This window comes from Humidesulfovibrio sp., assembly GCF_035560995.1.
GTDB lineage: Bacteria > Desulfobacterota > Desulfovibrionia > Desulfovibrionales > Desulfovibrionaceae > Humidesulfovibrio.
Genome location: NZ_DATMYK010000019.1, coordinates 1 through 11,513, shown reverse-complemented (window position 1 = coordinate 11,513; position 11,513 = coordinate 1). Strand labels below are relative to the sequence as shown.

Annotated in this window: 13 protein-coding genes; 11 read left to right on the top strand and 2 right to left on the bottom strand. The window is 65.2% G+C overall.

Features of this window, described 5'->3' with window-relative positions:
• Positions 1-103: 103 nt before the first annotated feature.
• Positions 104-874, bottom strand: a complete 771-nt coding sequence (locus VN419_RS00615) for a hypothetical protein (protein ID WP_325643353.1) — start codon at positions 872-874, stop codon at positions 104-106.
• A 5-nt stretch (positions 875-879) separates the two neighbouring features.
• Positions 880-3,372 carry an ATP-binding protein gene (locus tag VN419_RS00610; protein ID WP_325643348.1) on the bottom strand — a complete coding sequence of 831 codons (2,493 nt, stop codon included), beginning with the start codon at positions 3,370-3,372 and terminating at the stop codon, positions 880-882.
• Between the two features lie 249 nt (positions 3,373-3,621).
• On the opposite strand from VN419_RS00610, the gene VN419_RS00605 reads away from it, so the two are divergent.
• The 11 genes from VN419_RS00605 (at position 3,622) to phoU (ending at position 11,342) form a co-directional block, all read left to right on the top strand.
• Complete coding sequence (locus VN419_RS00605) at positions 3,622-3,903, top strand: AtpZ/AtpI family protein (protein ID WP_325643346.1); 282 nt, start codon at positions 3,622-3,624, stop codon at positions 3,901-3,903.
• A 45-nt stretch (positions 3,904-3,948) separates the two neighbouring features.
• A complete protein-coding gene (locus VN419_RS00600; protein ID WP_325643344.1) occupies positions 3,949-4,392 on the top strand; it encodes an ATP synthase subunit I in 444 nt (147 codons plus the stop codon).
• A gap of 3 nt (positions 4,393-4,395) precedes the next feature.
• Positions 4,396-5,082, top strand: a complete 687-nt coding sequence (gene atpB / locus VN419_RS00595) for a F0F1 ATP synthase subunit A (RefSeq protein ID WP_325643342.1) — start codon at positions 4,396-4,398, stop codon at positions 5,080-5,082.
• 53 nt (positions 5,083-5,135) lie between these two features.
• On the top strand, positions 5,136-5,462 hold the full coding sequence (locus VN419_RS00590) for an ATP synthase F0 subunit C (protein WP_325643340.1): 327 nt from the start codon (positions 5,136-5,138) through the stop codon (positions 5,460-5,462).
• A 96-nt stretch (positions 5,463-5,558) separates the two neighbouring features.
• Complete coding sequence (locus tag VN419_RS00585) at positions 5,559-6,203, top strand: redox-sensing transcriptional repressor Rex (protein ID WP_325643338.1); 645 nt, start codon at positions 5,559-5,561, stop codon at positions 6,201-6,203.
• Between the two features lie 119 nt (positions 6,204-6,322).
• Positions 6,323-6,832, top strand: a complete 510-nt coding sequence (locus VN419_RS00580; RefSeq protein WP_325643336.1) for a chemotaxis protein CheD — start codon at positions 6,323-6,325, stop codon at positions 6,830-6,832.
• 1 nt (position 6,833) lies between these two features.
• Positions 6,834-7,637 carry an acetolactate decarboxylase gene (gene budA / locus VN419_RS00575; protein ID WP_325643334.1) on the top strand — a complete coding sequence of 268 codons (804 nt, stop codon included), beginning with the start codon at positions 6,834-6,836 and terminating at the stop codon, positions 7,635-7,637.
• On the top strand, positions 7,634-8,593 hold the full coding sequence (locus VN419_RS00570; RefSeq protein ID WP_325643332.1) for a glycosyltransferase family 1 protein: 960 nt from the start codon (positions 7,634-7,636) through the stop codon (positions 8,591-8,593). Before budA ends, VN419_RS00570 begins: the two co-directional genes overlap by 4 nt.
• Before the next feature lie 72 nt (positions 8,594-8,665).
• Positions 8,666-9,727: a hypothetical protein gene (locus VN419_RS00565; protein ID WP_325643330.1), complete on the top strand. Its 1,062-nt coding sequence runs from the start codon at positions 8,666-8,668 to the stop codon at positions 9,725-9,727.
• Positions 9,728-9,903: 176 nt separating this feature from the next.
• Positions 9,904-10,662: a phosphate ABC transporter ATP-binding protein PstB gene (gene pstB, locus VN419_RS00560; RefSeq protein ID WP_325643328.1), complete on the top strand. Its 759-nt coding sequence runs from the start codon at positions 9,904-9,906 to the stop codon at positions 10,660-10,662.
• A gap of 14 nt (positions 10,663-10,676) precedes the next feature.
• Positions 10,677-11,342, top strand: a complete 666-nt coding sequence (gene phoU, locus VN419_RS00555) for a phosphate signaling complex protein PhoU (RefSeq protein ID WP_325643326.1) — start codon at positions 10,677-10,679, stop codon at positions 11,340-11,342.
• Positions 11,343-11,513 lie beyond the last annotated feature (171 nt).

Below are 11,513 nucleotides of genomic sequence, written 5' to 3'. Positions count from 1 at the left end.
ACAACACAGCAGGCAACAGTCAGCAGCATGAGCTTTTTCATAGTTAACTCCCTCCTCCGTATGGGAACTAAAGAATATTCCTGGGAACCAGACACTGTCAAGCTTAACCCACCATTCTTTGCGTCCAGTTGTCGAGAATTTTTTTCTCCTGGAGCACCATCCTATCCGCGGGATTGATGGCGAGGGCACCTTGCACCGCAAGGGCCGCTTCGTCAACCCATCCGCCTAGCCTTAAGCTCTGCGCGGCCAGAACAAACATGCGTTCCGGGTGCTCTCCGTACACTGTGGTGATGAGATGCGCGTAATCCGCGCCGAAAACCTCGCGCACAAGGGCGTTCTGCGAGAACAGATAGCGCGCCAGGAGCGCGTTTTCCTTGTGCCGCGCAAGATATATGGGCAGCAGCTGGCGGCTTTGGCTGATGATGAAACGGATGCGGTCGATTTCGCGGCGCATGCTTTCTTCGGTCTGGCGCAGCACCTGGAACAGCTCCTCCACCACCACGCGCTCGGCCTCGGGCAGGTCGCGCCCGCGCAGGGCCAGAAACCACGGCGCGTAGGTCAGGGCCTGGTAGGCGTCTTCCTTCAGCTTGATGGTCTCGTGGAAGATGTAGCCCAGGCCCCAGTCCAGGAACTGCCCGGTGAGCGGGGTCTCGGGATCGTTCCGGAACACGTGGTGCGCCGTGTCCTTCATGCGCCACAAGAGCCCCTTGTCCATCTCCTGGCCGATCAGGTCGCGCAGGATGGTGAAGGCCACCGCCCCTTCGCGGTCGAAGGAGACGAACTGCTGTTCCAGAGCCTTGCACGACATGCAGAAGTTGCGGAACATGTCGCGCACGAATTCGGGCAGCTTGGCGCGTATCCAGGTTTTGGACATGGGGCTTAGGCCCTCCCTTTGCGGGGTTTTTCGGCCATGGCGGCAAGCTTGGTCAGCTCGGCCATGCGCAGGTCGACCATGCTGTAGAGCGAGCCCGGCGTGTAGCGGCCGTCCTTCCTGCGCGTGCCCGCGGGCAGCCCGGTCAGAAGCGTCATGGCCTGCTCAATGGTGGCCACCGGGTACAGGTGGAACTGCCCGGCGCGCACGGCCTCCACCACCTCATCCTTAAGGAGCAGGTGCACGGCGTTGTCCGCCGGGAAGAGCACGCCCTGGCGTCCGGTGAGGCCCCGCCGGCGGCAGACTTCAAAGAAGCCCTCGACCTTGCGGTTCACGCCGCCCACGGCCATGATGGCCCCGCTCTGGCTTACCGCGCCGGTGAAGGCCAGCGAGAGGTCGATGGGCGCGCCGGAAAGCGCGGACAGAAGCGCCGCCAGCTCGGCGCCGGAGGCGGAGTCGCCCTCGACCCCGGCGTAGTTCTGCTCGAAGCACAGGCTGCCCGTGAGCACCAGGGGCTTGTCCTGGGCGAACAGGCGCACCAGGTAGCTCTTGATGATCATCATGCCCTTGGTGTGGATGGGCCCGCCCAGCTGGGCCTCGCGCTCCAGGTCCAGAATGCCGCCGTGCCCCACGCCCACCGTGCAGGAGATCTGGTGCGGCAGGCCGAACTCGTAGTCGCCGAAGAGCGTGACCGAGAGCCCGTTGGCCCGGCCCACGGCGTGGCCGCCCGTGGCCACCTTGATGATCTCGCGGTCGTAGTCGGCCATGAACTCTTCTTCGAACAGGTTGGCGCGGAAGTCGTGCTCGGCCACGGCGCGGTTCAGGTCGCGCAGCTCCACAAGCTCGCGGCCGTCCATGCGGGCGATGGCCGAGGCCTCGATCATGCGGCCGCGCACCTGGGTGAAGGACAGGGTGAGGCGCTTCTGGTCCTCGGCCAGGCGGCTGGCGTGGTCCACCAGGCCGGCCAAAGCCTCGCGCGAGAAGGGCGGCAGCCCGGCCTGCTCGATGATGCCCGTAAGCGCCGAGAGGTAGTGGCGGATGCTGGCCGCGTTGCGCACAACCGTGCCCTGCAGGTGGGCCTTGAGCTTGAAGTGCTTGCGGAAGCGGTCGTCGTTGGCGAGCAGGGCCTCGTAGGCCTCGTCCGTGCCCACCAGGATGATCTTGAGGTCCAGCGGGATTGGCTCCGGCTCGATGGTGCGGGTCTTGGCCTGCTCGGCGTCGCCGGGCTCCTCCATGCGGAGCTTGCCCAGGCGCAGGGCGCGCAGGAGGCCCTCCCAGGAGCCCTGGTTGCCCATCAGATCCTCGATGTTGACGATGAGGAAGCCGCCGTTGGCGCGGTGCACGCTGCCCGCGCGCACCAGGGTGAAGTCCGTGTAGAACGCGCCCAGCTCGCTCTCGCGCTCGATGCTGCCCAGCAGGTTGAAGGCCGTGGGGTGGTCCTCCACGATGACCGGGGCGCCGCTGCGTTCCTTGGCGGCCTTGCTGTTGTCAACGAAGAGGTTGACCTCGTGGCGGTAGCTCACCTCGTCCGGGGCGGGCTGCTGGCCATGGCCCTCCGGGTGCTGGCTGTGGGCCTGGGCCTGGGCGCCGCCCGTGCCTGGTTTGTCGGCCGGGTCGCGGGGCAGGTAGGACTCCACGTTGTCCAGCACATCCTTCTCCACCGCGTTCATGTGCTCCAGCAGGCGCGGCGCGGCGGCAAAGCCCTTGCGCAGGGGCTTCAAGTGCGCGGCCAGGGCTTCCCTGGCGATCTCGCGGTGCAACTTGGTTTCGCCCTGGCGGAAGCCTTGTTCGCTCAAGGAGAGCTTGCGCAGGAAGCCGCTGATCTCGGACAGCAGGCGCTCGCCCTTGGTCTTGAGCATCTTGCGCCGGGCCGGGGCAAGGCGTCCGTATTCCTCGTCGCCCATGACCTTTCCGCCCACCATGGGCATGATGGTCAGCCCGCCGGTGTCGTCCATGTCCAGGGCGAAGCCCTTGTCGCGGGCCATGGCCTCCATCTTGTTATAGATGCTGTCGCGCTTGGCCGAGAAGCGCTTGAAGAGCGTCTCGTGCTTGCGGCGGTAGGCGTCCTGGTCGAAGCTGGCGGAGATGGCCAGGCGCACGTCGGTGAGGGCCTTGGTCAGGCCGGTCTTGTAGGCGCGGCCCTGGCCCGCGGGAAGCTGCACCGCGCAGGGCCGGTCCTCGTCCTCGAAGTTGTGCAGGTAGATCCAGTCGCAGGGGGTGGGGCGCTTGGCGGCTTCGGGCTTCAGGTACTGGCGCACGAAGTGGGTGCGGCCCTGGCCGGGTTCGCCCGCCACGAAGACGTTGTACTCCAGGCCGGGAATCATGAGGGCCATGCGCAGGGCCTGCATGGCGCGCGGCTGGAACACGCCCTGGCCGTTCTTTTTGGGCACGCTGCGGCTGTCCTCATAGGGCAGGGCGGCCGGGTCCAGGCTGTTGCGCAGCTTTTCCGGGGGCAGGGGCGCGGCGGCGCGCTGAATAATCGGATGCGTTTTTATGGTCATGCTCCGTCCGTGATGGTGTGTGGGGCGGCCCCTGGCGGGGCCGCTCAAATTTCTCTACTGGCTTCCGGGCCGATTGTCACTAGAGCGATGCGGCTCGCCGGGGGGCGGGCCCGGGTGAAAAGATGAAAAATGCATGGCCCTGACGGCGAACCGCATTGACGAGGCAGGGGGCTTGTGCTAGCTACTTCTCCTTGTGAAGAAATGAACGTCCCGGCCAGCGGCCGATGAGGGGACCGTTCGGGGTACATCATGCTCTTTTCCAATCAGGGCAAGCCTTCCGGCGCAATGGAGCTTCTGTCTACGGCGGGGACCATTGGTCTTCAGCTGGTGTGCGCCACCTTTATCGGGCTGGCTATGGGTTACTTTCTCGACAAATGGTTGGGAACGAGCCCCTGGCTGCTGATAGTGTTTCTCCTGCTGGGCATCGTGGCAGGCTTTCGTGATGTGTTTCTGGAAGCCAAGCGCATCCAGAACAAGTCCGAGGGAGACAAGGGGGCGGGGACCGGCTCGGGGGACTCTGGCCCGAAATAGTTCCAAGGCCAGGCGAACAAGCCGGGCCAAGGTGTAAGAGGCTTCATGCTGCAAGTGCTTGTCCAGAAGATCGACGCTCTGCTGTACCGTCGCGGTTTCGCCGTGCCGGATGCGCGCAGGCTGATGCGCAACCAGATGCTTTTAGCTGCCGGTGGGTCGGCGGTTGCGTGTCTTGTGACGGGGTTCGCCAATTGGGGGTTCTCCTTCGCTGCGGGCGCGTTCATCATCAGCATCAACTTCTGGTGGCTTTCCAAAGCCGCCCAGGAATTGGTGCGGGTGAAGCAGGGCGCCACGTTCACGCTTTTGACGCTCTTTTATGGAAGGTTGGTGTTGACCGCCGCCGCCATCGCCGGGCTTGTGGGATGGGCTGGCGCGTCGGTTTACGGGCTTTTGGCCGGGCTCTCCACCGTGGTGCTCAATGCAGCGCTGTGGGGCGTCCTTCAGATCAGGCACAAAGTCCCCTCTGTGGGGAAGGGGAAGGAGGCTTAGAACATGTCTGCAGGACTTCCGCATCCGCTGACCTATTCGGTCATCATCGACGAGAAGCTGGGACTCGGTCTGCCGCCGCACGTGTACTACATGTGGCTGGCCATGATCATCCTTTTCACCTGCGCAATGATGCTGCGCGGTCGTCTCCAGCTGGTCCCCGGCGGACTGCAGAACGTGTTCGAGACCATCATCGGCGGTCTTGAGGACTTCACGGTGACGAACATAGGCGAGGAAGGCCGCAAGGTGTTCCCGTTCCTGTGCGCCATGTTCATCTTCATCCTGGTGATGAACTACATCGGCCTCATTCCCGGCTGCGACGCCGCCACCGCCAACGTGAACACCAACGCGGCCATGGCCCTGTGCGTGTTCATCTACTACAATTTCATCGGCATCAAGAAGTGGGGCTTCGGCTACATCAAGCACTTCATGGGCCCCATGGCCGCCCTGGCCCCGCTCATGCTCGTGCTCGAGACGGTCAGCCACATCGCCCGCCCGCTCTCGCTCACTCTCCGTCTCTTCGGCAACATCCGCGGCGAGGAAATCGTCCTGGTGCTGCTCTTCGTGCTCGCTCCGGTGCTCGGCACCCTGCCCATGTACTTCCTGTTCATCCTGGGCAAGACCATTCAGGCCTTCATCTTCTTCATGCTGACGATGATCTACCTGAAGGGTTCTTTGGAGCACGCCCACTAAACTTGGGGAAATGGTCGCTTGACCACAACATTATACCTTTAGGAGCAATCGATATGCGCAAGTCTCTTCTGATGACCCTGGCCATGGTGCTGTTCGCTTCCGCCGCTTTCGCCTCTGACGGCGCCGCCGCCGGCGTCGCCGCCGTGGGCCCGGTCGCCGCTTGGGCCACCGCCATGGGCATGGGCATCGCCGCCGGTCTCTGTGGCATCGGCCAGGGCCTGGGCCTGAAGGCCGCCTGCGAAGGCACCGCCCGCAACCCCGAAGCCGGTGGCAAAATCACCGTCACCCTGATCCTGGGCCTGGCCTTCATCGAGTCCCTGGCCATTTACGCCCTGGTCGTCAACCTGATCCTGCTCTTCGTGAAGCCCCTGGGCGCCTAGTCCACTGGCCGATTTCCGGAATCAAGGAGGCCGCAAGGCCTCCTTTTTTCCGGGGTTTCTGTTCTAAATTTCACAAATCAGGAGCCAGCGCCCGGAATGGCCGTCAAGAGCGAGCACATCCCCAAGGCCACCATCGCCCGACTGGCCACCTACATTCAGGTTCTGTCGGAGTTCAAGCGCGAGGGAACGGACGTCGTGTCCTCCGAGCGCCTTGCAGAGGCCTGTTCCGTCAACTCTTCGCAAATCCGCAAGGACCTCGCCTACTTCGGCGAATTCGGCGTGCGCGGCGTCGGCTACTACGTCCAGGACCTCATCACATCCATCAAGCGTTCGCTCGGCATAGACCGCGCCTGGAACTGCGCGCTGGTCGGCGTGGGCAACCTGGGCCGCGCTCTTCTGCGCCACCGCGAGTTCTCCCGCAAGGGCTTCATCATCCGCGGCGCCTTTGACTGCGATCCCTACAAGATCGGCGAAGTGGTGGAAGGCATGGAGATCGTCTGCTCCCGCCAGCTGCCCGCAAAGGTCAAGGAATTGAGCCTGGAGATCGGCGTCATCACCACCCCGCCGGAACGCGCCCAGCGCGCCGCAAACTACCTTGTGGGTGCGGGCATCAAGGGCATCATCAACTTCGCCCCTGCACGCATCGCTGTGCCGAAGCATATCCACCTCGAATATGTAGACTTCTTTCATTATTTCTACGCCGCAGCGTTTCACATCCGCTTCGACGACACCCACGATTAATACCGCTCCCTTTACTGGGAATAGTAATTCACGATCACAGAATCGGTTGACTTGGCGTCCGCTTGCGACGATGATGCCCTGTGTCCACAGCATCTCGTGCCTACCTGGAGCGATCACCTGTGCAGGATCTCGAACAGTACCCCAAGGTGTTCTTGCAGACGGGCGACTGCTTCCTCGGAGTTCGCCCCACCCTTGTCTCCACGGTCCTTGGCTCCTGCGTGGCCGTCACCATGTGCGACCCCGCCCGGGGCATCGGGGCCATCTGCCACGCCTTCCTGCCCGATAGCGTCAGCTTCCAGAATTCCTCCCGCGAGCCCCAGGTCTGCCGCTTCGTGGACACCGCCCTGGAGAACATGTTTACCTCCATGCTGAAGCTCAAGATCCCCACGGACAACATCGTGGTCAAGGTCTTCGGCGGCGCCTCCGGCCTCATGGGCGGAGCGGAGCGCACGACCCTTTACGACATCGGCGGCCGGAACATCCGCGCCGTGCGCCAGTGGCTCATGGTCCATGGCATGCCCATCGCCAAGTCGCAGATCGGCGGAAATCAGGGCCGCAAGCTGCATTTCCTCACGCACACGGGCGACGTGTGGGTGAAACTCCTGCACCGCTCCGGCGGGGAGGGCTGACATGCGTCGCACGCCAAGTTTTTTTCTCGCCTTTTCTCTGATTCTTGCCCTTGGGCTTTGCGTGCAGGCCCCGGCTGCCGAGACCGCGACGCAGCCCGCCTTGGTGCAGGTGGGCGTCATCGACGCGCTGCTGGCGGGTGGATATGAAGGCTCGTTGCGCCTGGGCACGCTGCGCACACTTGGCGACATCGGCCTGGGCACCTTCGATGCCCTGGACGGCGAGATGGTGGTGCTGGACGGCGTGGTGCACCAGGTGCTGGCCAGCGGCAAGGTCGCCCGCCCGGCCGATTCCCTTACCACGCCCTTTGCCCAGGTGGCGCGCATGCCCAGCCCCCAGGCTCTGCGCCTGGCCCCGGGCCTGGATTTGAAGGCCGTCGAGGCCGTTCTGGACGCCCAATTGGCCGATTCCAACGTCTTTGCCGCCGTGCGCATCGAGGGGCGCTTCGCCAGCCTCACCGCACGCAGCGTGCCGCGCCAAAGCCCGCCCTACCGCACTCTGGCCGAGGTGGCCAAGGAGCAGAGCGTGTTCCCCTTTGCCGACGTGGACGGCACGCTCATCGGCCTGCGCGGCCCGGCCTTTGCCAAGGGCTTCGGCGTGCCGGGCTGGCACTGGCATTTTCTCACGCGTGACCGTACGCGCGGGGGGCATGTGCTGTCCTTTACCCTGGCTCCGGCCGCGAATGCCGACGTGAGGCTCCAGCCTCTGCGCAGGCTGGAACTCATCCTGCCGGAGCGAGGCCTGTCCGCCTTCGACCTCTCGCGCGACCGCAGCCGCGAACTGCACGCCGTGGAGGCCGGGCAGTGAAGATCCTGATGATCGCGGTGAACGACCCCGCCGGCACGGGCATCGGCTTCTGCCGGGCCGTGAACCGCCTGGACCGGCACAAGAGCCGCATCGTCACGCTGGAGACGCGCTACACCCACTCCTGGCCCAAGGACCTGCACGTGCCGGATCTCGATGGGGCGGGCCTCTCCGAGCTTGAGGACCTGCTCAAGACCAGCGACGTGCTGCATTTTCACATGACCGCCGATGAGCACCTGCGCCTGGGGCCGTTTCTTCCCGCGGATTATCTCGCGGGCAAGGCCATTGTGCACCACGAGCACGGGCACCACGACTTCCGTTCCAACCCCGAAGCCTTCCGCGAGAAGTACCGCCGCCTGGGCCGCAAGAACCTGCTGGTGAGCACCCCGGACCTGAAGCGCATGATGCCCGAGGCGCGCTGGCAACCGAACCTTGTGCATCAGGACGAGGAGCCCCTGCGCCCGGCCGAGCGCCAGTGGACCGGGCCGCTCAGGCTGGCGCATTCGCCCACGCGCAAAGACCTCAAGAACACCGACGAGCTGCTGGCCGTGGTGGGCGCCCTGCGCGGCGAGGGCCTGGGCCTGGAGCTGGACTTCATCGACAACGTGCCCCATGCCGAGTGCCTGGCGCGCAAGCGCACAAACCACGCGCTGTTCGACCACATGCAGGGCTACTACGGCGTCAGCAGCCTGGAAGGCTTGAGCCAGGGGTTGGCGGTCATCGCCGGGCTGGACGCCTGGAATCTGGCGCACGTGGCGGAGTTCGCGGGGGTTGCCGGGGCCGATTTGCCCTGGGTGCTGGCGCACGATTCCGACAGCCTGGCGCGATCTCTGCGCGTTCTGGCCGGGGATCTGGAACGCTGCCGCGCCGTTGGCCAGGCCTCCCGCCGCTTCGTGGAGGAGTGCTGGTCCGAGGCCAAGGTGGCCGGGCATTTGTGCGATTTCTGGGATGCCCTGTAGCGTCCCGCTGCTGGGGTTTGCTCCGGGCGGCAATTGGTGTACTGTGCCCGAAATGACGCACTGGAGCAGGCAATGATGAAGGGTCTGAAGCGGTTGCAGGCAGGAATCGGTATCGCCGCCGTGGCTGGCGCGCTGGCACTTGGGACTGGCCCGGCCTTTGCCGCGGAGTATGAAGTGCGCATGCCGGTGGAGAAGACCGTGCGTCTCGCCCCCCCGGATGATGCCGCAGCTCCTGCCGCCAAACCCGACGCTCCAAAGCCTGACGCCGCAAAAGCCGACGGGGCCAAGTCGAGCGCTCCCAAAACCGCCCTTGGCCGCGCCGCTGAGGCTGCGGCTGCGAACGCTTCCAAGCCCGCAGCGCCAAAGGCGGCCGCGCCCGCTGTGAAGCCCGCCGAGGCCGCACCAACGGTGAAGTCCGCCGAAACTGCGCCTGCACCGGTCAAGCCCGCTGACAAATCCGCCGACAAGCCCAAGCCCGTCGCCAAGGCGAAGAAGGCCAAGCCCGCGCAGGACGCGAATGCGCACGCCCTGTCCGCCGATCCCGACGCCTTGGCCGAGGAGTCCGGCGTGGTGCACGTGCCCAGCGGCGCGCCCATCCCGGTGCCCGCGCCCGGCACGGCTCCTGGTGTTGCCGAATCCGCCCCGGCTACGGACAAGCCTTCGGCCAAGCCTGTCGCCAAGGCTGTTCCTGCCCCCAAGCCCGAGCCGAGAATCGACCCCAAGGCCAGCGTCATGCCGCCCGCGTCCGCAGGCACGCCTACGCCCCTCGCCCTGCCGGCCGACGGCCAGTGGGTGGGCGATGTGGACATCGAGTTCCAGGCCGACCGCATCATCCTGCGCGCGGCCACCAACGCCGCTGTGGAGCGCGTCACCTGGTTCAACCTGACCAACCCCGCCGAGCCGCGCAAGCTGGCCGTCGACCTGCGTGGTTCCTGGCGCAAGAAGGGCAATGCCGTGCTGCGTTACGACACCGGCCCGGTGAAGGCCGTGGTCACGGGCGAGCACCCGGACCGGCTGCGCCTGGCCGTGGAGTTCCGCGATGGAGCCGTTGCCCCGCAGCTGGAGCCCGTGCTGGAAAACGGCCCCAAGGGCGTGAGCCTGACCATCCCCCTGGCGGTGCGCCTGGCGCGCTAGGCCCGCTTCCGCCAACACGGCGTTTTTGCCGTCTTTCCTGCGCTTTTGCTCAGTCTCGTCACGCAATCGTCACAGGGCCGTGGCCCATACGTCGCTTCGGATGCGTAAATCTCCTTTTGCAGCACGCCAGCCGCCGCATCCCTGCGGCCCCAGGCGGCAACGACATGGAGACGTACATGGCTGACATCAAAGTAACCTCGCAATCACTCGATTTTTATTACGGGGCCTTCCACGCCCTGCACCAGGTGAGCCTGGACTTCGAGAAGCATCAGGTGACGGCCCTCATCGGGCCCTCCGGCTGTGGAAAAAGCACCTTTCTGCGCTGCATCAACCGCATGAACGACCTCATCCCCGGCACGCGCGTCACCGGCGTGCTGGCCCTGGACGGAGAGGACATCCACGCTCCGGGCGTGGACGTGGTCGCCCTGCGCCGCCGCATCGGGATGGTGTTCCAAAAGCCCAATCCCTTCCCCAAGACCATTTACGAGAATGTGGCCTACGGCCTGCGCGTGAACGGCGTGAACGACAAGCGCGTGCTGGACCAGGGCGTGGAAAGCTCCCTGCGCGGCGCGGCCCTGTGGGACGAGGTGAAGGACCGCCTCGAAAGCTCCGCCCTCGGCCTTTCCGGCGGGCAGCAGCAGCGCCTGTGCATCGCCCGGGCCCTGGCCGTTAGACCCGAAGTGCTGCTCATGGACGAGCCCGCCAGCGCGCTCGATCCCATCGCCACCCAGAAGATCGAGGACCTGATCCACGAGCTGAAGCGCGACCTGACCATCATCATCGTCACCCACAGCATGCAGCAGGCCGCGCGCGTTTCCGACCGCACGGCCTTCTTCTACCTGGGCAAACTCATCGAGGAAGGCGACACGCGCACCATCTTCACCAAGCCGCGCAACCGCCAGACCGAAGACTACATCACCGGCCGCTTCGGCTAGAAAGGATACCCGCCATGCAGCAACGCAGCCATTTCACGCACAAGCTCGGCGAACTGCGGATGCAGCTCATCCGCATGGCCGCCCTGGCCGAACAGGCCGTGCACAACGCCTGCCGCTCCTACCTGGAGCACGACACCGACCTGGCCGAAAGCGTGGTCATGAACGACATGGCCATCAACGACATGGAAGACGCCATCGACGCCTTCAACCTGGAGCTCTTGGCCCTGGACCAGCCCATGGCCAGCGACCTGCGGCTCATCATCGGCTCCATGCGCGTCACCATGAACCTGGAACGCGTGGGCGACGAGGCCGTGAACCTGGCCCACCGCACCCTGTTCCTCTCCACCCGCCAGGCCCTGCCCGCCAACCCGCGCATGGCTCAGCTGTGCGCGCACGTGCAGGACATGCTCACCAAGGCCGTGCGCGCCCTGGTGGACGAAGACTCCGTCCTGGCGGGAGACATCTGCGCCATGGACCACCGCGCCGACGAGCTGTCCCTCAAGGTGCTCAAGGAAGCCATCAACAACATGGTGGACGAGACGCGCATCGTGGAGCGCGGCGTGCACGTCATCATGGCCTCGCGGCACCTGGAACGCATCGGCGACTTGGCGACAAACATCGCCGAGGCCGTCATCTTCATCAAGGAAGGACAGAACGTGAAACACAGGTGCAAGGGTTAGGAAAGAAGAGCAGGGGCACTGCCCCTGCACCCCGCCAGGAGGTATGCACCCCCTGGACCCGCAGAGCGCGAAAGCGTCCCGGCGAGCACAGCTCGCCGGGACGCTTTCGCGCAGGCTGGGCATCTCTTCCGTCCCTGGACCATCCTTTTCCCAAATGAGCCGGGCCGGAGG